Origin of the sequence: Nonomuraea sp. NPDC023979 (assembly GCF_040639085.1) — a bacterium.
GTDB classification, from domain to species: domain Bacteria; phylum Actinomycetota; class Actinomycetes; order Streptosporangiales; family Streptosporangiaceae; genus Nonomuraea; species Nonomuraea ceibae.
Genome location: NZ_JBEZZG010000046.1, coordinates 31,327 through 51,669, shown reverse-complemented (window position 1 = coordinate 51,669; position 20,343 = coordinate 31,327). Strand labels below are relative to the sequence as shown.

17 protein-coding genes are annotated in these 20,343 nt (G+C 72.1%); 10 read left to right on the top strand and 7 right to left on the bottom strand.

Annotation, left to right across the window (positions count from 1 at the left end; translation table 11 throughout):
* Position 1: 1 nt before the first annotated feature.
* On the top strand, positions 2-1,315 hold the full coding sequence (locus AB0G11_RS44595; RefSeq protein WP_219508704.1) for a nucleotide disphospho-sugar-binding domain-containing protein: 1,314 nt from the start codon (positions 2-4) through the stop codon (positions 1,313-1,315).
* Complete coding sequence (locus AB0G11_RS44590; RefSeq protein ID WP_357592983.1) at positions 1,312-2,760, top strand: extracellular solute-binding protein; 1,449 nt, start codon at positions 1,312-1,314, stop codon at positions 2,758-2,760. Before AB0G11_RS44595 ends, AB0G11_RS44590 begins: the two co-directional genes overlap by 4 nt.
* Before the next feature lie 78 nt (positions 2,761-2,838).
* Here AB0G11_RS44590 and AB0G11_RS44585 read toward each other — a convergent pair whose 3' ends face one another.
* Together AB0G11_RS44585 and AB0G11_RS44580 are read right to left on the bottom strand one after the other, a co-directional pair.
* The gene (locus tag AB0G11_RS44585; RefSeq protein WP_357592982.1) at positions 2,839-4,374 is read right to left on the bottom strand and encodes a class I SAM-dependent methyltransferase; all 1,536 of its coding nucleotides are present in this window, start codon (positions 4,372-4,374) and stop codon (positions 2,839-2,841) included.
* Between the two features lie 36 nt (positions 4,375-4,410).
* Positions 4,411-5,241, bottom strand: a complete 831-nt coding sequence (locus tag AB0G11_RS44580) for a methyltransferase domain-containing protein (RefSeq protein ID WP_357592981.1) — start codon at positions 5,239-5,241, stop codon at positions 4,411-4,413.
* Between the two features lie 183 nt (positions 5,242-5,424).
* On the opposite strand from AB0G11_RS44580, the gene AB0G11_RS44575 reads away from it, so the two are divergent.
* Both AB0G11_RS44575 and AB0G11_RS44570 read left to right on the top strand, forming a co-directional pair.
* Complete coding sequence (locus AB0G11_RS44575) at positions 5,425-6,807, top strand: FAD-binding protein (protein WP_357592980.1); 1,383 nt, start codon at positions 5,425-5,427, stop codon at positions 6,805-6,807.
* 30 nt (positions 6,808-6,837) lie between these two features.
* The gene (locus tag AB0G11_RS44570) at positions 6,838-7,194 is read left to right on the top strand and encodes a DUF1801 domain-containing protein (RefSeq protein WP_219508709.1); all 357 of its coding nucleotides are present in this window, start codon (positions 6,838-6,840) and stop codon (positions 7,192-7,194) included.
* A 55-nt stretch (positions 7,195-7,249) separates the two neighbouring features.
* Here AB0G11_RS44570 and AB0G11_RS44565 read toward each other — a convergent pair whose 3' ends face one another.
* The 4 genes from AB0G11_RS44565 to AB0G11_RS44550 are packed head-to-tail and all read right to left on the bottom strand — an operon-like array spanning position 7,250 to position 10,876.
* Positions 7,250-8,653, bottom strand: coding sequence for an AMP-binding protein (locus AB0G11_RS44565; protein WP_219508711.1), 1,404 nt, complete (start codon positions 8,651-8,653; stop codon positions 7,250-7,252).
* Positions 8,650-9,324, bottom strand: a complete 675-nt coding sequence (locus AB0G11_RS44560; RefSeq protein ID WP_219508713.1) for an NAD(P)H-dependent oxidoreductase — start codon at positions 9,322-9,324, stop codon at positions 8,650-8,652. Before AB0G11_RS44560 ends, AB0G11_RS44565 begins: the two co-directional genes overlap by 4 nt.
* A 30-nt stretch (positions 9,325-9,354) precedes the next feature.
* On the bottom strand, positions 9,355-9,564 hold the full coding sequence (locus AB0G11_RS44555) for a DUF6052 family protein (protein ID WP_219508715.1): 210 nt from the start codon (positions 9,562-9,564) through the stop codon (positions 9,355-9,357).
* Positions 9,548-10,876 (bottom strand): AMP-binding protein, encoded by a 1,329-nt coding sequence (locus tag AB0G11_RS44550; RefSeq protein ID WP_219508717.1) that lies wholly within the window; start codon positions 10,874-10,876, stop codon positions 9,548-9,550. Before AB0G11_RS44550 ends, AB0G11_RS44555 begins: the two co-directional genes overlap by 17 nt.
* A gap of 264 nt (positions 10,877-11,140) precedes the next feature.
* On the opposite strand from AB0G11_RS44550, the gene AB0G11_RS44545 reads away from it, so the two are divergent.
* The 6 genes from AB0G11_RS44545 (at position 11,141) to AB0G11_RS44520 (ending at position 18,927) form a co-directional block, all read left to right on the top strand.
* On the top strand, positions 11,141-12,250 hold the full coding sequence (locus AB0G11_RS44545; protein ID WP_219508718.1) for a serine hydrolase domain-containing protein: 1,110 nt from the start codon (positions 11,141-11,143) through the stop codon (positions 12,248-12,250).
* Between the two features lie 741 nt (positions 12,251-12,991).
* A complete protein-coding gene (locus tag AB0G11_RS44540; protein WP_357592978.1) occupies positions 12,992-14,149 on the top strand; it encodes an epoxide hydrolase family protein in 1,158 nt (385 codons plus the stop codon).
* 109 nt (positions 14,150-14,258) lie between these two features.
* Entirely contained in the window at positions 14,259-15,638 is a 1,380-nt protein-coding gene (locus AB0G11_RS44535) for an FAD-dependent oxidoreductase (RefSeq protein ID WP_219508720.1), read from the top strand.
* Positions 15,639-15,792: 154 nt separating this feature from the next.
* Entirely contained in the window at positions 15,793-17,103 is a 1,311-nt protein-coding gene (locus AB0G11_RS44530; protein WP_281427167.1) for an acyltransferase, read from the top strand.
* Between the two features lie 27 nt (positions 17,104-17,130).
* Entirely contained in the window at positions 17,131-17,694 is a 564-nt protein-coding gene (locus AB0G11_RS44525; protein ID WP_357592976.1) for a dihydrofolate reductase family protein, read from the top strand.
* A gap of 177 nt (positions 17,695-17,871) precedes the next feature.
* Positions 17,872-18,927 (top strand): NAD-dependent epimerase/dehydratase family protein, encoded by a 1,056-nt coding sequence (locus tag AB0G11_RS44520; protein WP_357592974.1) that lies wholly within the window; start codon positions 17,872-17,874, stop codon positions 18,925-18,927.
* A gap of 98 nt (positions 18,928-19,025) precedes the next feature.
* Here AB0G11_RS44520 and AB0G11_RS44515 read toward each other — a convergent pair whose 3' ends face one another.
* Positions 19,026-20,303: a cytochrome P450 gene (locus AB0G11_RS44515; RefSeq protein ID WP_219508724.1), complete on the bottom strand. Its 1,278-nt coding sequence runs from the start codon at positions 20,301-20,303 to the stop codon at positions 19,026-19,028.
* Positions 20,304-20,343: the final 40 nt, after the last annotated feature.

Here is a 20,343-nt window from a genome sequence, read left to right as displayed (position 1 = left end):
CATGCGAGTGATGCTCACCGTCTGGCCCCAGAGATGCCATCTGTTCCCGGCCGTCCCGTACGCCCACGCGCTGCAGACCGCCGGGCACGAGGTCGTCATCGCGTGCCCGCCGGGCGCCGAGGACGACATCACCGCCGCCGGGCTGACGGCGGTGGTGTGCGGCGTCCCGGAGACGACCGCGCAAGGCTGGGCCCGGCCCGACCTGGCGCCGAACGTGCCCGAGATGGACCGGCTGGCGGCGGAGCTGGGCGTCTCCCCGGCCGACCGCGACAGCTGGGACGTCTTCTACCAGTTCCTGCTGTCGGCGGCCAAGTACCACCTGCCGCCGGAGCCGAGCGCGGACAACGTGGCGCTGGTGGAGTTCGCGCTCGCCTGGCGGCCCGACCTGGTGCTGTGGGACCCGTGGTTCCCCGGCGGCGCCGTGGCGGCGCGCGCGGCCGGCGCGGCGCACGCGCGCGTCATCATGGGCCCCGACTACAGCGGCTGGGCCACCGAGCTGTTCGCCGCCCGCGGCCCGGCCGCCGCCGGCAACCCGCTGGCCGACGCGGTCCGCCCGCTGGCCGAGCGCTACGGCGTCGAGGTGGACGAGGAGCTGCTGCTCGGCCAGTGGACGGTGGACCCGCTGCCGCCCGAGATGCGCGTCTCGACCACGCTCACGTCGCTGCCGGTGCGCTGGATCCCGTACAACGGCGGCGGCGTCAAACCCTCCTGGCTGTACGGGCCGCCCGAGCGGCCCCGGATCGCCCTGTCGCTGGGCCTGTCGACCCGCACCTACCACCAGGGCGAATGGCGCACCCCGAAGATCCTGGAGGCGGTGGCCGACCTCGACGTAGAGCTCGTCGCCACGCTCGACGCCAACCAGCTCGTCGGCCTGCCGCCGATCCCGGACAACGTCCGCGTCGTGGACTACGTGCCGCTCTCGCAGTTGCTGCCGACCTGCTCGGCCAGCATCAACCACGGCTCCAGCGGCACGTTCTGGGCCTCCGTCGCCGCCAACGTGCCGCAGATCATCGCCGACACGGACGAGTCTCAGCGCCTGGAGTTCACCGAGGAGGGCGGCAGCGTCATCCCCGAGCGGCACATCCTGTCGCCGATCGCCGCCTCGTACATCGTCGGCCGGGGCGCCGGGTTCCGGCTCGACCACCAGAAGCAGTCCGCCGAGGAGGTCCGCGCGCTGATCGTCAGCACCCTGGAGGACCCGGCGTACAAGGCGGGCGCCGACGCCCTGCACGAGGAGTGGCTGGACCGCCCGAGCCCGTCGGACATCGTGCCCGACCTGGAGAAGCTGACCGCGCAACACCGGGGGATCGCATGAAGAAGAAGATCGTGCTGGACGTGTGGGTGCCGGACCTGACCTTTCCCGGGTGGATGGACCGGTGGCGGGAGCAGGGCAGGGACTTCGAGCGGGCCCATCCCGACTACGAGGTGAACATCGAGGGCAAGGACTTCTGGACCTTCCCGCTGCAGGTCGCGCAGGCGGCGGCGAGCGGGCAGCGGCCGGCCGTGGCCGAGTACTACTTCTACATGGGCCAGGCCGCCCGCGACCTGGTCGGTCCCGACGGGGAGCCGGTGTTCACGTCGCTGGAGCGGGCGATCGGCGGCCGGACGGAGATCCTGGGCGAGCCGGTGGTGATCGACGACCTGCTGCCGGCCTTCCGCGAGTACTACTCGCTCGACGGGGATCTCACCTCGATGCCGTCCGGCGGCACGACGAGCCTGCTGTTCGCCAACAAGGGGATGCTGCGGGCGGCCGGCGTGACGGAGCTGCCGCAGACGTGGGCCGAGGTCGACGAGGTGTGCGAGCGGATCGCCGGGCTGCGCGGCGACCGGCCGGCGTTCCCCATCACCTGGTCCAACCACGGCACGTTCTTCCAGCAGGCGCTGGCCACGCAGGGCGGGCTGCTGGTGGACAACGACAACGGCCGGTCGGGGCGGGCCACCACGGCGTACCTGGCCTCGGAGGAGATGCTGGCGTGGGTGGAGTGGTGGCGGCGGCTGCACGCGCGCGGCCACTGTCTCTACACCGGCAAGATCCCCGACTGGGCGGGCACGTTCCGGGCCTTCGCCGAGCGTGACGTGGCGATCCGGCTGACCTCGTCCAACGATGTCAACTACATGGTGCAGGCGGCGCACAAGAACGGGTTCGACGTCGAGGTGGGGGTCTTCCCGTACAACGGCGAGGTGCCGTACGTGGGCAACGCGGTGGCGGGCACGTCGCTGTGGCTGGCGAACGGCCTCGACGCGGACACGCAGGACGGCGCGCTCGCGCTCATCCAGTTCCTGCACAATCCGCGCAACGCGGCCGACCGGCACAAGTTCAGCAGCTTCATCCCGATCACGCACGCCTCCTACCGGCTGCTGGAGGACGAGGGCTGGTTCGACCAGCACCCGTACCACCGGCTCGGCTACGAGCACGTCAGCAGGTACCCCAGCCGGGCGCTGCCCGGCGGCGGGCCGGTGCCGGTGTCGCGGGGCGCGCTGTTCGGCGACTTCGCCGGCAACCAGGACGTCATGACGCGGGCGATGGACGACGTGCTGACGCGGGGGGCCGACCCGCTGGCGCGCTTCACGGCCGCCACCGCGGAGGCGCAGAAGCTGCTGGACGAGTACAACGCGTACGCGATCGGCACGGGCTTCCGCAACCCGGCGACGAGCCCTGGGCACAGCCTGGCCGTGGAGTCGTTCAGCACCGCCTCGGCGGGGCGCGACTACTCGGCCGCCGACCTGGAGAAGGTGGTGCAGCTCAAGCTGAACCGCTGATACCCGGGCGAGGGAGAAGGGCCGCTGCCGATCGGATCGGCAGCGGCCCTTCTGGTTTCGCGTCGTCGTTCCCGGTCGTCAGGCGGGGCGCTCGGCGGTGATGAGGACGAAGGTGCCGGGGCCGTGCTCGTGGCGGATCGTCAGGCCCGCCGCGGCCAGCCACGCCTTGATGTCGTCGAGCTCGAACAGCTCCATGCCGCTCTGGTGGCCGGGGAAGTAGTGGCAGGCGACCAGGTGGCGGTAGACGGGGTCGGCGGAGGAGTGGAAGGTGAGGAAGGTGAACGTGCCGCCGGGGCGCAGGCAGCGGCCGATCTCCTTGATGGCCTCCGGCGCGTCGTCCGGGAAGGCCTGGAGCGCGTTCCAGCACATGACGGCGCCGAGGGTGGCGTCGCCGAAGGGCAGGCGGCGCGCGCCCGCCATGACGGCGGGCAGCTCGGGCAGGCGTCTGCGGGTGGCGGTGAGCATGGGCGGATACATGTCCAGCGCGATGACGCGGTCGGCGCCGACGGCCTCGGTCAGCGTCTGCGTCCACCGGCCGGCTCCGCAGGCGAGGTCGAGCACCGGGCCGTCGACCGGGCGGACGTGCTCGGTGATGTAGGCGTCCTCGTCGGCGGGGCTGATCGCGGTGCCCCAGTTGGAGCCGGCCAGCCGCAGGAAGTTGGGGCGCGCGTACGCCTCGTAGAAGTGGCCCATGCTGGGCACCTCGGCGAGCTTGTAGAGGAAGTCGCCGGCGTTGCGCTCGGCGTCCTCGGTGAGGTTGAGGATGCCGTTGGCCACCGGGTAGACGGCGGCGCAGGCCGCGCAGCGCACCTCGGCGCCGGTGAGGTCCAGGCCGCTCGCGCAGCGCGGGCAGCGCAGCGCGGCGGCGTGCGGCGCGAACAGCTCGGTGCCGCCGTCGGGCGGCGGGGGCAGCTCGTCGCGGGGCGGGACGGTGCCGACCTCGACGGGGGTGGGCGCGCCGTTGAGCGCGGCCCAGTGGGCTGCGGCGCCCAGGTTGCCGCGGACGGTGCTGGTGTCCTTGTCCCAGTTGAGGATGATCTGCTCGGTGGGCATGGCCTTGATCCACGAGTTGTCGAAGTCGCGCTCCGCCTCGTCCATCAGCGCCCACACGGCCGGCGACGGGAAGACCCGGCCGATGACCGGGTCTTCCAGGTCGAGCCGGGCGAGCGCCCGATCGAGCTTGGACAGGTCGTAGACGTCGAGCCCCCGGTCGCCGGCGACGGACAGGATGCGGTCGCGGTGCTCGGGGAAGTGCGACAGCAGGTAGGCCAGGGCGAGGGAGAGCGGCTGCCCGTTCGCGCTGCCGATCCACAGGTCCAGGTAGAGGTCGACCTGCCGCCCCACGGCCGTGGCCAGCTCGCCGTCACCGGCGGGGTCCTCGGCGCCGGCCAGCAGGCCCAGCAGGACGGCCGGGTGGGCCTTGCGGTCCGCGGGCGCGGTGCGCAGCAGCTCGACCAGCAGCGGCACGGCGGGCGAGGCCAGTTCGGTCGCCGTGCCGCCGTCGAGCAGCAGCCCGGCCAGGCGCAGGTACTCCTCGCCGAGCCGGTCGGGGTCCGCGCCGGAGAACGACTCGACGAGGTCGGCGACGGCCGGCTGGGACATGGACAAGGTCATGTGCGCGTCCTTTCGTGGTGATCGCCCGCCTCGCGCTCAACGCAGGGGTTTGCGGGCGGAGACGATGACGTACCCGATCTGGTCGGGACGGGGGGCGAAGAATCCGGCGTGGCGCCGCGAGAACGTCGTCACCGCGGCCTCGCCGAACCGCTCGGCGATCTCCTGCCTGCGGGGCATCGCGGTGCGCAGGTACTTGGACTTGCGGCCGAAGACCCTCGGCCCGCACTGGGTGTACTCCTCGGGCACGAACCCGGCGGCGCGCGCGTGGCCGAGCCATTCGGCGAGCGTGGGCAGCTCCCGCAGTTTGAGGCTGGCCATGAACTTGGCCACCCGCTCGGGCTCGGCCTGCGACTCCAGGCTGAAGTCGGAGAAGGTGATGCGGCCGCCCGGGCGCAGCACGCGGAACAGCTCGGCGAACACCGCGGCCAGGTCGGGGGCGTTCTGCAGCGACTCCAGGGCCAGGACGGCGTCGAAGGAGCCGTCGGCGTAGGCCAGGTCGGTGTAGTCGCCGTACTCGAAGGTGACCAGGTCGGCTACGCCGGCGGCGGCGGCCCGCTCGCGGGCGGCGCCGAGCTCGAACTCGCTGATGGAGATCCCGGTGACCCGCGCGCCGTAGCCGGTGGCCAGGAAGACGCTGGTGGCGCCCGGCCCGCAGCCGGCGTCGAGCAGCCGTTCGCCGGGGCGCAGCCCGAGCGTGTCGGCGACCTTGCGGCTGGTGCGGCCCACGGCCTCGGCCAGCGACGCCTCGTCCTCGTCGTCGTACCAGTACCACATGTGGATGTGGCCGTCGCGGAGCACGTCGCCGATGGGCGAGCGCTCGTCGTAATGCCTGCCGATTGCGGCCGTGTCGAGGAATTCGGAAGCCATGGAATACGTCGCTCTCCCGCGAATCCGGTGCACCCTGAGGCCATGGTGCGCCCCTCGGGCGGCCGGGCACATCTCCTGGTGTGCGAGACCGAAACCGCATTCTGGAAGACGTGGCGCGGGCCCGCGCGTGCGAGGCTGGACAACGGCCTGACACGCGGGCACCCGAGCTGGAGGCTGACGCTCATGACCGTGGTTGACGAGCCGGGCACGTTGATCGCCTCGCCCGGCGATCCGGCGTACGAGGCGGCCACGCACGTGTTCAACCTGGCGGGCCCGCTGCGGCCGGTCGCCGCCACCACGGCGCGGACCGTGGACCAGGTCAGGGCCGCCATCCGGCACGCGAGGGCGGCCGGGCTGGGCGTGCGCGCGCACAGCACCGGGCACGGCGCCCCCGCCGGGCGGCCGATGGACGGCGACCTGCTGATCCGCACCCGGATGGACGGCGAGGTCGAGATCGACGCGGCCCGCCGCGTGGCGCGCGTGCCCGCCGGGACCGCGTGGGCCGCCGTCGTGACGGCCGCCGCCGCCCACGGGCTGGCCGCGCCGCACGGCTCGGCGCCGACCGTCGGCGTGGTCGGCTACCTGCTGCGCGGCGGGCTGAGCTTCTACGGCCGCAAGCACGGGCTGGCCGCCAACAGCGTGCTGGCGATCGAGCTGGTGACTGCCGACGGCGAGGCGCGCCGCGTCGACGCCGCGTCCGACCCCGAGCTGTTCTGGGCGCTGCGCGGCGGCGGGGGCGGCTTCGGCGTCGTCACCGCCGTCGAGGTCGGCCTCTTCCCGGCGGCCCGGGTGGTCACCGGGGCCGCCTACTGGCCGGCCGCGCACGCCCCCCGGCTGCTGTCGGCCTGGCGGCGGTGGGCGCTCGACGCCCCCTGGGAGGCCGGCACGTCGCTGCGGGTGATGAACCTGCCGCCGCTGCCCGAGATCCCGCCCGCGCTGAGCTCCGGCCCGGTGCTGTGCGTCGACGGCGTCGTGCTCGACGCCGAGTCCGGCCCCGGCACCGCCGAGCGGCACGCCGCCGACCTGCTCGGGCCGCTGCGCGCGATCGCCGAGCCGGTGCTCGACACGTGGGAGACGACCACCACCGCCGCGGTGCTCGACGCGCACATGGAGCCGGACGAGCCCATCGCCATCGCCGGCGACCATCTGCTGCTGCGCGAGATCGGCGACGACGGCGCCGCCCGCCTGCTCGACCTGATCGCCGATCCGGCCGGCTCGCCGCTGGTCACCGCGGGGCTGCGGCAGCTCGGCGGCGCGTACGCCGCCCCGCCGGCGCCCGGCGGTGCGCTCGACCGGCTCGACGCCGCCTACGCCTATTCGGGCGCGGGCGTCGTGATGGACGCCGGCAGCCTCGCGGCCATCCGCGACCGCTGCGCCCGCGTACGTGAGGCGCTCGCGCCCTGGGACACCGGCAGGACCGCGCCCACCTTCGTGGAGGACAGCGAGCAGCCGCAGGGCCATCTCAGCGCCGAGCAGATCGGCGAGCTGGACCGGATCCGGCAGCGGGTCGACCCGGACGGGCTGTTCCGCGGAGATGTCACGCCGAACGCGTCCAGCTTGATATGAAAGCCATCACCACCACAAGGAGGTCTGCTAATGGGTAACCCGGACGTCGACGAATTCGTGAAGACCAGGGTCTCCCCGGAGTACAAGGACATCGTCGAGGGGCTGCGCGCGCTGATGGCCGAGGCCGCTCCCGACGCGCGCGAGGTGCTGACCTACGGGTCGCCCTCCTGGCGTGACAACAAGGTCCTGGCGATCATCAGCTTGAGCAAGACGCACGTCACGTTCGCCTTCGAGCGGGGCGCGAGCTTCGAGGACGCGCACGGGCTGCTGGCCGGATCGGGCAAGCAGACCCGGCACGTGAAGCTCAAGAAGCCGGCCGACCTGGAGACGCACGACGCGGCGCTGCGCGACTACATCGCCCAGGCCGTGAAGCTGGACAAGGGGTAGGACAGCGGCGTGCCGAGGGGCCGTCCGGTCGTCGACCGGACGGCCCCTCGGCGTCTCAGGTGGTGATCGCGTAGCGGTGGGCCACCTCGCGGGCCACCAGCGCCACGCGGTCGGGCTCCGACCTGTTGTCGAGGATCCTGGCCGCCTTCCAGCTCGTGAACGAGCCGGTGTTCGTCACCGGGTCCAGGCCGGCGTCCACGCTGACCCCGGCGCGCACCCCGGCCAGCTCGCGCAGCCGCGCCGACACGCCCTCGCCCACCTCGCGCGGGTCGCCGCTGATCTCCGGCAGCAGGTCCAGGCGCACCGTGACCTCGTCGCCCGGGTCGATGACGATCTGGTAGCCCAGGCAGCCCCGGACGCCGGTGAGCACGGCGCTCTCCAGCTCGGCGGGCTGCAGGGTGGCGCTGCCCAGGTGGATGCGGTCAGCCACCCGGCCGATGACCTCGACGACCGGCCCGGGCAGGGGCGCGCCGGGCGGCGCCGGGGTGATCCGGACGAGGTCGCCGGTGCGGTAGCGGATCAGCGGCTTGATGCCGTCGATCAGCATGGTCAGCACCAGCTCGCCCTCCCCCGTCTCGCCCAGCGCCTCACCGGTGTCCGGGTCGACGACCTCGGCCAGGTAGTTCGGCTTGGACAGGTGCAGGTCGCCGCTGACCGCGCCGGTGGCGATGCACAGGGCCTCCTGCGACCCGTACAGGGCGGGGTAGACGGCGGCGCCGGGCCACAGCGAGGTGACGTTCGCCCGGAAGGCGCCCGTGCACACCTCGCCGAGCACCAGGAACATCGACACCGGCAGCCGGTCGAGGTCGTAGCCGTAGTGCAGGGCGGCCTTGGCCAGGCTCAGGCACAGCGCCGGCGCGCACACCAGCACCTCGACGCCCAGCTCCTCGATGAGCCGCAGCGCCTTGCGGAAGCCGACGCGCGGCGACTCCGGCCAGATCTTGACGTGGCAGATGCCCAGCTCGGCGGTGACCGCGCCGAACACGTCGCCGAAGGCGTACAGCTCGGAGGGGCCCATCAGCCCGACGACGGGCCTGCGGTCGCCGAAGCGGGCCGCGAACAGCCGCCGCCACGCCTCCACGACGGCGGAGTTGCTCGTCATGACGTCCCTGGGCCCGCGCGGGCAGGGCGTGGACGCGCCGGTGGTGCCGGTCGTCTCGTAGTAGACGGCGGCCTCGGCGACGCTGCCGGACAGCACGTCGTACATCTCCCGGCGCAGGTCGTCCTTGGTGGTGAACGGCAGCAGCGGCAGCGTGTCCGGGGTCACCCGCGCCAGGTCGATCCCGGCCAGGTGGCGGCGGTAGAACGGCGAGCGCTCGGTGACGTGCCGCAGCACGCTCGCCAGCCGCCGCTCCTGCCAGGCGGCCCAGTCGTCCCGCGACATCGCGCCGGCGTAGAAGCGGGTGTGCAGCCGCCGGTACTCCTCGCGGAACGCGGCGTCGTCCGGCGGCGCGCTCACATGCGCTCCCGCGCGGCGTTCCAGGCCAGCCCCTCGCGCTCGTTGCGTTCCGGCGGGGGCAGGATGTCGTCGCGGCCGGTCAGCTCGCGGTAGTCGTCCAGCAGCTCGATCATGTCGATCATGCGCTCGACCTGGCGGCCGACGTTGATGAGGCCCTCCTCGTCGAAGGCCGCGTCGCCCTTGTGCAGGGCGTGCACCGTGGCCGGGAACCCGGCGCCGACGACGATCATGCGGTTGAGCAGGGCGTTGGCCATGAGCTGCGCCCACACCTCGCCGGCGCTGTAGCGGCGGGCCAGCGCGATGATGCCGGCGACCTTGTTGCTGAGCGGCCGGTCGAAGCGCAGATAGCCCACGCCGGCCCGCTCGATGAACGTCTGCATCAGGCTGGAGGTGCCGAACCCGTGCACGGGGGCGGCGTAGATGATGGCGTCGGCCTCGATCATCTTGTCGACGACGCCGGGCACGTCGTCGGTCTGCACGCACCGCACGACGCGGTCGTTGCAGTCGCCGCACGGGCCGCAGCGCATCATGTCGATGTCACGCAGGTGGATGGTCTCGAACTCGACGCCGCGCCGGAAGGCGATGCCCGCGGCGTACGCGAGCACGTCGGCGGTGTTGCCGTCGCGTTCCGACCCGTTGATCGCGACTATCTTCTTCGGCCTGCCGGCCATGGTTGCCTCCTCCGGGCTCAGACGGGCTGCTCACACGGGCTGCTCGGAGCTCCATTTGTGGGAGTAGAACCCGAAGTCGAGCGCCTGCCCGTCGAGGGCGGCGTGCAGCTCGGCCACGGCGGCGCGCGCCGCGGCCACGACGGAGGGGACTCCGCAGGTTTCCGCGAGCTCGTGCAGCGTCGCGTAGCAGTCGCGGAGCTGGCGCTCCTGCTTGTCGGAGAGCTCATCTGCGTTCGTCATGGAACCTCGCCGCCTTCAGTTCGAACCGGGGAAGGGTGCCCGGAGTCACGAACTCCACGTCCGGGCGGATGCCGACCTCCTGCTTCATCGTCGTGCTGACGCGGGCGCCGAGGTCGGCGACGTCCAGGCCGGGGATCTCGTCGGGCTCGATCCGCAGCACGATCGTGTCCAGGCCGCGGATCGTCCGCAGCACCACCTGGAACTCGTTCACCTCGGGGAAGCCGCGCAGGACGTCCTCGACCATGACCGGGGTGACCGACACGCCGCGGATCTTGCGCATGTCGTCGCGGCGGCCGAGGATGCCGCCGTCGAACCAGTCCCAGGTCCGGCCGCAGCCGCACTCGCTCCACGGCCGCTTGACCACGAGGTCGTCCGTCCAGTGCCGGAACAGCTGCATGCCCTCGCGGCCGAGCCCGGTCGTCACCCGGATGCCCTCTTCGCCGTAGCCGACCGGCTGCCGCGTGTCGGGGTGCAGCACCTCTTCGATGACGCCCGACTCGATGATGTGGCAGCCGCCGTTGAGCGAGGGGCACTCGAACATCGACACCGTGCCGAACTCGGTCGTCCCGGCCGCGTTGAAGACCCGCGCGCCGAACGCCTCGGAGATCGCCTGCGTGGTCGACTCGGGCCGCGGCTCGCCACCGGCCATGATGATCTTCACGTTGGCGTCGCGCGCCAGGTCGACGCCCATCTCCTTGGCCGTCTCGATCAGGCGCATGGCGTAGCTCGGCGTGCAGCCCAGCACCTCGACCTGCAGGTCCACCAGGATGCGCACGCGCGCCTTGGAGTCGAGCCCGCCCGCCGGGACGACCCGGCAGCCCATCCGCTCCAGCCCGTAGTGCATACCCCAGAAGCCGATGAACAGCCCGTACCCGAACGCGACCAGGCCCGTGTAGCCGGGCCGCACGCCCATGCCGTGCAGCACGGTGCACCACAGGTCGACCCCCCAGGTCCAGTCGCGCTGGGTGTCGAAGGTGCGCACGGGCGGGTCGCCGCTGGTGCCGCTGGTCTGGTGGTGCCGGATGGCGAAGGACGGGTCCAGCGACGGCCACGTCCCGTACGGCGGCGCCGTCTCCTCCGCCGCGATCAGGTCCTTCTTGTACAGCAGCGGCACCCGCGCGAAGTAGTCCTCCAGCGAGTCGAGCCGCTCGGGCAGCCGCTCGCGCCAGAAGGGCGAGTTCGCCCGGGCGTGGGCGAGCGCGAGCTGCAGCTTGCGCCACTGCCAGGCGGCCAGCTCCTGGCGTGGCATGGTCTCGGTCTTCCTGTTCCAGTAGCCGGCCGTGGCCGGTCCGGGTGGCGCGAGCAGTGCCATCAAGCCTCCCCCACGCGCGGGTGACGCGATATCAACCGAATCAACCGAAGGAATAGCGTTACGAATCATGCTTTACTGGCACATCTTGCTGGCCGGTCCGCCCGTGGCGCATCTCCGAGAATGCTGGGGCTGAACCAGCGGATTTCTCCGAGAATGCGGCGTTCATCTGTTCGGTTGTCCGGCGACCTTTTCTCTCAGCAAACTGTCGGTGAATGGCCCTCAGTTGAGGCGAGGACATCCACCATCACAAGGGAAACAGGGACCATGAGCGATCTCCAGCGGCAAGTTCAGGAGACGATCGACCAGCTAGTCGAATCCGGAGCCGAGACGGGTCTGCAGGTCGCCGTCTACCGTCACGGTGAACTGCTGGCCGACGCCGTCTCCGGCGTCGCCGACCAGGCGACCGGACGGCCACTCACCTCCGACACCCCCATCTACGCCACCTCCGCCGGCAAGGCGCTCACCTCCACGGTGGTGCACGTGCTCGTCGGTGAAGGCGTCTTCGGGTACGACACCCCGATCGCCGAGATCTGGCCCGAGTACGGGGCCAACGGCAAGGAGAAGGCGACGATCAGGCACGCGCTGACCCACACCGTCGGCACCCCCGGCGTCCCCGAGGACACCACCGGCGACGACCTGACCGACTGGGACAAGATCGTCAACGGCCTGGCCGCCGCCGAGCCGTGGTGGGAGCCCGGCTCCAAGACCGGCTACCACGCCCAGACGTTCGGCTACATCATCGGCGAGGTCGTCCGCCGCGCCACCGGCAAGCGCATCTCGGAGGTGCTGCGCGAGAAGGTGTCCGGCCCGCTCGGCGTCGCCGACGAGCTCTACCTGGCCGTGCCCGAGTCCGCCCTCGACCGCGTCGCCCCGCAGGTGCAGGTCGGCGACCCGGTCGACCTCGACATGCTCGCCCAGATGATGCCCACGTACTTCAAGGCCGTGCCCAAGGCCGTGCAGCTCTCGGCCGAGCTCGTCAACCGGCGCGACTACCTCGGCGCCGAGATCCCCGCCGGCGGCACCATGAGCGCGCGGGCGCTCGCCAAGCTGTACGCCGCCCTCCAGAGCGAGGTCGACGGCGTCCGCCTGCTCAGCCCGGGGCAGCTGGAGGAGATCTCCGCCGTCGCCGTCAACGACGTCGACCAGATCTTCGGCCACCCCACCCAGTACGCGCTCGGCTTCGGCCTCGGACGGCCCGTCGAGAACGGCCCCGACCCGTCGACCGTCCTCGGCTGGCCCGGCGCCGGCGGCAGCCACGCCGAGCTCCACCTGCCCAGCGGCACGGCGTTCGCGGTCACCAAGACCCGCTTCAGCCCGGGCGACTACTCGGCCGTGGCGGCGGTGGCGGACGTCATCACCAAGGCCACCGCCTGACCCCCGCACCGCCGGCGCCGCCACCGTAGCCGGCGCCGGACCCCTCGGCCCGGCCGGCCCGCCTCCCCCAACGGCACCCGGCCGGGCCTTCGCCATCCCTGGGCCCCGCCGTCTTCGTACGCCGCACGCCGCCGCAGAGGCCCACGTCGGCCCCCGACGCCCCTGAGAAGACCAGACCCGCCACAGGCCACCCCGAGAACCACCGACCACCCCTGGCCCCTGGGTGAAGCAGCCCCCAAGGAGCCCGGCCCCAGAGGGCACCCGCCCAGAGAGGGCACGCCCACCCGGAGGGGGCCCGTACGCCCGCAGAGGGCCGCCCCGCCGAAGAGGACCCGCCGTCTCGCGGAGAGGGCGCCCCGCCGGAGGGGGCCGTCCGGCGCAGGGGCCGCTCCGCCAGAGGGCCGGCCCGTTGAAGGGGCCCGCCGCCTCGCGAGGAGGTCACCCCACCGGAGGGTCCGTCCGGCGTTGCGGGTTCGCCCCAGCCGCGGGCGCGGTGGGTGAAGAGGCTGGTGGGAGGGCGGCCGTTCGGTGGAGGGGGCCGCTCTGGGCGGTGGGGGCGGCTGGGCGGTGGGGGCTTTCGTACGGACGGGCGGGCGGGGAACGGGCGGGGGTGAGGGGAGGGGGATGGCGCACGTCGCGAGATGCGCCGGGGGGTGGGCGGGGCTGACGATGACGTCGTGGGGCCGGAGGCGCGCAGTCCTCGCCCCTCCCCCAGACAGCTCTAGCGAACCAGGGGCACACATGCGTCCGTTCCGTATCGACATCCCGCAGGACGACCTCGACGATCTGAACCGGAGACTCGCCGCCACCCGGTGGCCGGACGAGCTGCCGGGCGTGGGCTGGGACCGGGGGGTGCCTCTGGACTACCTCAAGGAGCTGGCCGAGTACTGGCGCACGGGCTACGACTGGCGTGCGGCCGAGCGGCGGCTGAATTCCTTCCCGCAGTTCACGACGGAGATCGACGGCGCGAACGTGCACTTCGTCCACGTGCGCTCCCCCGAGCCGGACGCGACGCCGCTGATCATCACGCACGGCTGGCCGGGGTCGGTCGCGGAGTTCGTGGACGTGATCGGCCCGCTGACGGACCCGGCGGCGCACGGCGGCGATCCGGCGGACGCGTTCGACGTGGTCATCCCGTCGATCCCCGGGTACGGCTTCTCGGGCCCGACGCGGGAGACCGGGTGGGACGTGCCGCGGGTGGCGCGGGCGTGGGCGGAGCTGATGAGCCGGCTCGGCTACGACCGGTACGTGGCGCAGGGCGGCGACTGGGGCAAGGTGATCTCGCTGCAGCTCGGCCTGGCCGATCCGGCGCACGTGGCCGGGGTGCACATCAACATGCTGGTGACGTTCCCGCCGCAGGACCCGGCGGCGATGGCGGAGCTGAGCGCGGACGATCTGGCCAGGCTGGAGCACGGCGGCCGGTTCCAGCAGGACGGGATCGGCTGGCAGAAGATCCAGTCGACCCGCCCGCAGACGCTCGCGTACGGGCTGACGGACTCGCCGGTCGGGCAGCTCGCCTGGATCGTGGAGAAGTTCAAGGAGTGGACGGACTCCGACAAGTCGCCCGAGGACGCGGTGAGCCGTGACGACCTGCTGACGAACGTGTCGATCTACTGGCTGACGGCGACGGCGGGTTCGTCGGCGCAGTTCTACTACGAGTCCTCGTACGGGGACGCGGCGTTCGTGCGCACGTGGGGCGGGCCGTGGCCGCTGGAGATGCCGGTGGGCGTCGCGGTGTTCCCGGCGGACGCGACGCGGCCGATCCGGCGGTTCGCCGACCACCAGCTGCCGACGATCACGCGGTGGACGGAGTTCGAGCGTGGCGGCCACTTCGCGGCGCTGGAGCAGCCGGCCGAGCTGGTCGGCGACATCCGCGCCTTCGCGCGTTCGCTGCGATGAGGCGGGCGCGGGCGCGCCGGTCGCGACCGGCATCACACGAGACGGCCCAGCGCGCCGGGCGGCGCGCCGAGGGTTCCGCTGACGATCAGGAACGTGGGAGGTGACCGCGATGGCCGTGGGAGACCGCGCGGTGGTGCTGGGCGGCAGCATGGCGGGCCTGCTGGCGGCCCGGGTGCTGGCCGAGGCGTACACGGACGTGCTGGTGGTGGATCGTGACGCGCTGGTGGGCGTGAGCGCCGCCAGGCGCGGGGTGCCGCAGGGGCGGCACGTGCACGGGCTGCTGGCCCGGGGTCAGCAGATCCTGGAGGAGCTGTTCCCCGGGTTCACCGAGGGGGCGAAGGCGGCGGGTGTGCCGACGGGCGACCTGGGCGAGCTGCGCTGGTTCTTCAACGGCGTCCGGCTCGCGCCGGGCACGACGGGGCTGGTGTGCGTGTCGGCGGCCCGGCCGGTGCTGGAGAGCCACGTGCGGGCCCGGGTGGCGGAGCTGCCGAACGTGACGTTCGTGGAGCGGTGCGACATCGTCGGCCTGGTGGCGACGGCGGACCGGGCCCGGGTGACGGGCGTGCGGGTGCGTCCCCGGGACGGCGAGCGCGAGGAGCTCATCGAGGCGGATCTCGTCGTGGACGCGACGGGGCGCGGCTCGCGTACGCCGGTGTGGCTGGAGGAGTTCGGCTACGGGCGGCCCGAGGAGGAGAAGGTCAAGATCGACCTGACCTACACGACGCGGCACTACCGGCTGCCGGACGAGAGCATCCTGGACGGCGACCTGTCGATCAACCCGGTGTCGGGGCCGTCGCACCCGCGTGGCGCGTTCTTCTCGCGGATCGAGGGCGGCCGCTGCGTGCTGTCGCTGACGGGCGTGCTGGGCGACGCCGCGCCGGCGACGCACGAGGGCTTCATGGAGTTCGTCAGGTCGCTGCCCGTGCCGGACATCTACGAGGTGATCCGTGACGCCGAGCCGCTGGACGACCCGGTGTCGTTCAGGTATCCGGCGAGCGTCCGGCGGCACTACGAGCGGCTGGAGCGCTTCCCGGCCGGGCTGCTGGTGCTGGGTGACGCCGCGTGCAGCTTCAACCCGGTGTACGGGCAGGGCATGACGGTGGCGGCGCTGGAGGCGCTGACGCTCCGCACGCATCTGCGGCGGGGGGTGGAGCCGCGCCCGCTGGACTTCCTCAAGGACATCTCCGCGGTGATCGACGTGCCGTGGAACATCTCGGCCGGCGGTGACCTGAGCTTCGCCGAGGTGGCGGGGCCGAGGCCGGCGATGGTCCGGATGATGAACGCGTACATGGCGAAGCTGCAGGTGGCCGCGACCAGGGACGGCGCGGTGACCAGGACGTTCATGCGGGTGGCCGGGCTGGTCGACCCGCCGCAGGCGCTGATGAGCCCCGGCATGGTCTTCCGGGTGCTGCGGAACGGCACGCGCGGCCTGGATCCGGCGCCGTCGTGGACGCCGAGCCCGGCCCCGGGCGAGGCCGTCCGCCGCTGATCGGCACAACGGAGCGCGGCCTGTTCCCATAACTCAATATCCCGCAATTCAGGAGATGTGGTTCACCGATCGGCCGTGCTGATATCGACGCGTAGCAAATAAACGGATACGGCCGGAAAAGTGCCGATGAAAACACTCCTGATGGGAGCACGCGATGGTGGCAACAGCCCGCGCTAGCGGTGGCGGAACCGCTGAAGGCGAACGCCTTCCCAGATTGGAAGGAGTGCGCGGAGTCCTCGCTCTGGGAGTTCTCGTATTCCACGCAGCCTGGTTGTCCGGCGACTCCAGTTTCATGGACCAGCCGGGCAACGGGATCTGGGGCGTCCTGGCCGACGGGCTGGCCGTGTGCCTGCCCCCCTTCTTCGTCCTGTCCGGTCTGTTCCTGTACAGGCCGTTCGCCCGCGCGGCGATCGCCGGGACCTCGCGTCCGGCGATCCCGGCCTTCCTCGCCAGGCGGGCGCTGCGCATCCTGCCCGCCTACTGGCTGGTGCTGGCGGTCGCGCTGCTCGCGATCAACCTGAACGGCATCGCGACCGTGTGGGACGTGCTCCGGCCGTTCCTGGCGATCCACTTCTTCTGGCAGGAGGGTCAGCCGATGACCGGCCTCCTGCACACCTGGACGGTGCCGACGGAGCTGACGTTCTACCTGGCCATCCCGCTGCTGGCGTGGATCTCCGGCCGGCTGGCGCGGGGCCGCGAGGACCAGCGGGCGCGCCTGCGCTGGATGATGGTCACCCCGGTGGCCGTGCTGGTGCTGGGCCTGGCCTGGGTGACCTGGACGAACCTGCCGACCTTCACCGGCCCGTACGAGCTGTGGTTCTGGCCCTTCTACTACATGAGCGCCTTCGCCTGCGGCATGATGCTCGGCACCCTGTCCGCCTACCAGGACGTCTCGGGGAACACGCCCGGAATCTACCGGCTGGCCGCCCGCCGGCCGAACCTGTTCTGGCTGGCCGCGGCCGCCGTCTACCTGGCCTACGCGCCGCAGCCGTTCGGCACGCCGGGCGCGGGTGACGTGCCGGCGCTGGTGCAGGAGCTGGTGGGGCACTCGCTGGTGCTGGTCTTCGGCGTGCTGTTCATCGTGCCGCTGACCGTGCCGCACGCCAGGTCGCGCCTGATGGACGTGACGCTGGCCAACCCGGTCATCCGCTATCTCGGGCGGATCTCGTACGGGATCTACCTGTGGCACGTCGTGCTGCAGGAGGTCTACCTGCGCAACGGCAACATCTTCGGCACGGTCCCGGTCGACGCGACCCAGTTCCGCGGCACGGTGGGCTTCTGGGAGCTGACGCTGTTCGTGCTGGCGACGAGCGTCGCCCTCTCGACCGTCAGTTATTACGTCCTGGAACGCCCTGTCATGAGACTGTGGACGCGGTGGTTCGGCAAGAGCCGCCCCGCCGAGCCGGTCGCCCAGCCCGCGCCCGGCGTGCCGGTGGCCGCCGCCTCCGACAGCGCCCGTCCGTAGAGCCATCCACTTCCTGGGAGTCGCCCCATGCGCAAGGTCATCGCATCGGTCATCATGTCGCTCGACGGCGTCATCGAACGGCCCGAGGAATGGTCCATGGACTACTGGAGCGACGAGGCCGAGTCCCACGCCCTCGCCACGCTCAAGGCCGCCGACGCCCTGCTCATGGGGCGTGTGACGTACGAGGGCTTCGCCGAGGCCTGGCCCACCATGGAGGACGAGGGCGGCTACGCCGCCCGGATGAACAGCCTGCCCAAGTACGTCGTCTCCAGCACGCTGGAGAAGGCCGACTGGAACAACAGCACCGTGCTCGGCGGCGACGCCGTCGGCGAGGTGCGCAAGCTCAAGGAGCAGCCCGGCGGCGACATCCTCATCTACGGGTGGGGCCGGCTCACCGCCACGCTCGTCGAGCACGGCCTCCTCGACGAGGTGCAGATCTGGCTCCACCCGGTCCTCGTCGGCAGCGGCGGCGTCGGTGAGCTGCTCTACAACGACGGCACCACGGCGCCGCTGCGGCTGGCCGGGGCCACGCCGCTGGAGTCGGGCATCGTCATCCTCACCTACCGGACCGTCGAGAAGACCTCCGGCTGACCGGCGAAGAAAAGCCCGGTCCCGCGACGAAGCGGGGCCGGGTTTTTTCTTTTCCCGTCGGCAGGAAGCTGCCCGGCGGTGCAGTTTGCTGACGCCGGAAAAACTTATTCAGAGCCCTCGGAAGCGGGATATTGGAGGTGTCGAAGAAAATAACCACCCCGTGAAAGGGACGGAAAAATGCCGAACGCAGATCTGGCGCAGCTCAGCCCGAGGCCCGCCCGCGTGGTCGTGACCGGTGGTTCCGGATTCATCGGCAGCCATCTGGTGGAGCGGCTGATCGCCCGCGGTGACGAGGTGACCGTCTTCGACAGCGGGCCGCTGCCCGAGACGCAGCGGATGGCGCGGGCGCACGCCCGGCTGGTGCTCGGTGACGTGCGTGATCCCGGTGACCTGACCAGGGCCGTGGGCAAGGGCGTGGACGTGGTGTACCACCTGGCGGCGGTGGTCGGCGTGGACCAGTACCTGGCCCGCCCGCTGGACGTCATCGACATCAACTTCCAGGGCACCCGCAACGTCCTGGAGGCCGCCGCGCGGGCCGGGGCGCGGGTCGTGGTGGCGAGCACGAGCGAGGTGTTCGGCAAGAACCCGGCGGTGCCGTGGACGGAGGAGGCCGACCGGGTCCTCGGCTCCACCTCGGCCGACCGGTGGACGTACTCCTCCGCCAAGGCGCTGACCGAGCACCTGACGTTCGCCTTCGGCCGCCAGCACGGCCTGGAGACCACGGTGGTGCGCTACTTCAACGCCTACGGCCCGCGCCAGCGGCCCGCGTTCGTCCTCAGCCGCAGCGTGCACCGGGCGCTCAACGGCCGGCCGATCGTCATGTACGACCGGGGCGAGCAGACCCGCTGCTTCACGTACGTGGACGACGCCGTGGCGGGGACCCTGCTGGCGGCCTCGCACCCGGCGGCCGTCGGCGAGTCGTTCAACCTGGGGAGCATGGTGGAGACGAGCATCAGGGACGCCGGGGAGCTGGTGGCGAAGCTGACGGGCGCCGAGGCCGAGGAGATCGCGGTCGACACCCGGGCCGCGCTCGGGTCCGCCTACGAGGACGTGCCCCGGCGCATCCCCGACAGCTCCAAGGCGCGGCGGGTGCTGGGCTGGGAGTGCGCCACGTCGCTGGAGGAGGGGCTGCTGCGGACGATCGAGTGGGCCAGGGCGAACCCGTGGTGGCTCGCCCTGGACGACACCGGCGCCGGCGCCGTCCGGGCCCGGCCGCTGGCGGCCGCGGCGTGACCCGCCCCCGGAACGCGACGATCCGGCCCGGTGCTCCGGGCCGGATCGTCGGTCGTGCGGGCGCGCCAGCGGGCGCCGGCGGGCACAGTGCGGGCGGGCTAACGGGCCCCGGCGGGCACAGCGGTGGTCACCTCGGCGGGCACCTCGGCGGGCACGTCGGCGGTGAGGCGGACGGGCAGGGCCTGGTGGCCGTTCATGATGAACGTGGGCAGCGGCACCAGCTCCTCGCGCGGCACCGCGAGGCTCAGGTCGGGGAAGCGCTCGAACAGCGTCGAGAGCCCCGTCTGGGCGACCGCGCGGGCGATGCTGGCGCCCAGGCAGTAGTGCGGGCCGTAGCCGAAGGACAGGTGCTCCTTGTCCTGCCGGGTGATGTCGAAGCGGCCGGCCTCCTCCCCGTGCAGGGCGGGGTCGCGGCCCACGGCGCTGTAGTTGATGAGGATCGGGTCGCCCTGCGGGATCGTGACGCCGTCCAGGTGGATGTCGGTGACGGCGTAGCGCAGCGGCAGGTGGACGAGCGGCGAGTCGACGCGCAGGGTCTCGTCGATGACGTCGTCCCAGCTCGCCCGCCCGGTCCGGACGAGGTCGAGCTGGTCGGGGTGGGTGAGCAGCGCGGTGATGGCGTTGTCGAAGAAGTTGATCGTGGTCTCTGAGCCGGCGCCGAGGATCGCGAAGATCGTGTCGGTGAGCTCGACCTCCGACAGCCTCGACCCGTCCTCGTCGCGGGCGGCCACGAGGTCGCTGGTGATGTCCTCGCCGGGGTTGCGGCGCTTCTCGGCGATGAGCTCCTCCATCGCGCCGCGCCAGCCGAGCAGGATGCCCTGGGCCTGCTCGGGGCTCACGGTGGTGTCGACCATCATGTCGATGACCTTGGCGGTCTGCACGCGGGCCGCCTCCGACATGCCGATGAGGTCGGCCACCAGCATGGCGGGCAGCGGGTAGGCGAAGCTCTGCCGCAGGTCGACGACCTCGCCGGGCGGCACGGCCGCCAGGGCGTCCAGGAGCTGGTTGGTCAGCTCGGCCATGCGCGGGCGGATCGCCTCGGTGCGCCGGGGCGTGAACGCCTTGCCGACGAGCTTGCGCAGCCGCACGTGGTCCTTGCCGTACGCGGTGACCATGTTGTCCATGGCCACCCAGCTGATCATCTCCCAGTCGGGCGGGATCTCGCCGTTGCGGAAGGCGGGCCAGTGGTTGCGGGCGCTCTTGGTGACGTTCGGGTCGGTGAGCAGCCGCCTGATCGCGGCGTGGGTGTTGACGGACCAGGCGATGACCCCGCCGGGCAGCTCGACCTGGGTCGCGTGGCCGCGCGAGCGCAGTTGGTCCGTCTCGGCGTGGATGTTCTTGCCGGTGGTGTCGAGGACCGGGCAACGTCTGTTCACGGAACTCTCCTGGGTCGTGGTCGATCGTGTTACGCCGATG

Excerpts from the sequence above, each read along its gene's own strand:
- AB0G11_RS44545 (WP_219508718.1), top strand. The coding sequence starts at position 11,141 with ATGAGCGATCTCCAGCGGCAAGTTCAGGAGACGATCGACCAGCTAGTC.
- AB0G11_RS44540 (WP_357592978.1), top strand. The coding sequence starts at position 12,992 with ATGCGTCCGTTCCGTATCGACATCCCGCAGGACGACCTCGACGATCTG.
- AB0G11_RS44525 (WP_357592976.1), top strand. The coding sequence starts at position 17,131 with ATGCGCAAGGTCATCGCATCGGTCATCATGTCGCTCGACGGCGTCATC.
- AB0G11_RS44560 (WP_219508713.1), bottom strand. The coding sequence starts at position 9,324 with ATGGCCGGCAGGCCGAAGAAGATAGTCGCGATCAACGGGTCGGAACGC.
- AB0G11_RS44530 (WP_281427167.1), top strand. The coding sequence starts at position 15,793 with ATGGTGGCAACAGCCCGCGCTAGCGGTGGCGGAACCGCTGAAGGCGAA.
- AB0G11_RS44590 (WP_357592983.1), top strand. The coding sequence starts at position 1,312 with ATGAAGAAGAAGATCGTGCTGGACGTGTGGGTGCCGGACCTGACCTTT.
- AB0G11_RS44585 (WP_357592982.1), bottom strand. The coding sequence starts at position 4,374 with ATGACCTTGTCCATGTCCCAGCCGGCCGTCGCCGACCTCGTCGAGTCG.
- AB0G11_RS44535 (WP_219508720.1), top strand. The coding sequence starts at position 14,259 with ATGGCCGTGGGAGACCGCGCGGTGGTGCTGGGCGGCAGCATGGCGGGC.
- AB0G11_RS44520 (WP_357592974.1), top strand. The coding sequence starts at position 17,872 with ATGCCGAACGCAGATCTGGCGCAGCTCAGCCCGAGGCCCGCCCGCGTG.
- AB0G11_RS44575 (WP_357592980.1), top strand. The coding sequence starts at position 5,425 with ATGACCGTGGTTGACGAGCCGGGCACGTTGATCGCCTCGCCCGGCGAT.
- AB0G11_RS44550 (WP_219508717.1), bottom strand. The coding sequence starts at position 10,876 with ATGGCACTGCTCGCGCCACCCGGACCGGCCACGGCCGGCTACTGGAAC.
- AB0G11_RS44555 (WP_219508715.1), bottom strand. The coding sequence starts at position 9,564 with ATGACGAACGCAGATGAGCTCTCCGACAAGCAGGAGCGCCAGCTCCGC.
- AB0G11_RS44595 (WP_219508704.1), top strand. The coding sequence starts at position 2 with ATGCGAGTGATGCTCACCGTCTGGCCCCAGAGATGCCATCTGTTCCCG.
- AB0G11_RS44570 (WP_219508709.1), top strand. The coding sequence starts at position 6,838 with ATGGGTAACCCGGACGTCGACGAATTCGTGAAGACCAGGGTCTCCCCG.
- AB0G11_RS44580 (WP_357592981.1), bottom strand. The coding sequence starts at position 5,241 with ATGGCTTCCGAATTCCTCGACACGGCCGCAATCGGCAGGCATTACGAC.